Here is an 828-nt window from a genome sequence, read left to right on the forward strand (position 1 = left end):
GCCTACAGACAGGGACCCTTGACCATCCGTTTCTGGTGCGCCGATTGTCTCCTCCACCCTAACTTGGTGGATTTTCCCCGAGGCAGTGCCTCGGGGATCTTCTTTGAGGTCCTCGGATGGTTCGCGCGAATGCGAGAGGACCCTCGCCATCAGACCGCGCACATTTCCTTCAACTGAGACAGCCCGGCCCTGCAGGCCCTCGATTTCTCACAAGCAAGGTCGAGTACGCAGCGTGAGCCGACCTTCGAGCCCGAACTACGAACTGGAACTGTCGGCCAGAAGCGGCTGTGCAAACGAAGTGCCCGTACGATGACGACCGTGGCCATATCCGCCTTTATCGTGAAGGTCCCCGGCGCCGAATCCCTGGTGGGAGCGCTGCGTGAGCGCCTCGATGCGACATCGAACCTTGGCGTCCCTGCCCACATCACGGTGCTGGTTCCCTTCATGAACCCCAGCGACTTCAATGCCGGCGTGCTGGAGCAGGCGCAGCGCCATCGGGGGATGAAGCGGAGCTGCCGGGTTGGGTGGAGCCGTCATTTGGCCACTGCTACACTGGCGGAACGATGCAGCCAAGGCCTTCGCAGACGCGCAGCGCGAGCGAGCTTCTCGACCAGAATCGCCGCTTCTACGACTTGCTCTGGTCCGGTGCTCGCCTCGTCGAGCCTCAACGGTTCAATACTTGGCCGCTCGTGCGATCCCTGCTACCCGAGTCCGGACGACGGCTCGAGGTTGGGCCCGGCCTGAGACCACGTCTGCCGATCGAGGGCACGCAGTTCGTGGACATCAGCGCCCCGGCGCTCGCGATGCTTCGCGAGCGCGGTGCGCAGG

General features: G+C 63.6%; 1 pseudogene. It reads left to right on the top strand.

The features are described from left to right. Nucleotides 1-563 precede the first annotated feature (563 nt). Nucleotides 564-828: pseudogene (locus AC1DYD_RS41460) on the top strand (SAM-dependent methyltransferase); the annotation flags it as partial.

Source organism: Variovorax sp. P4_B11 (assembly GCF_056402355.1).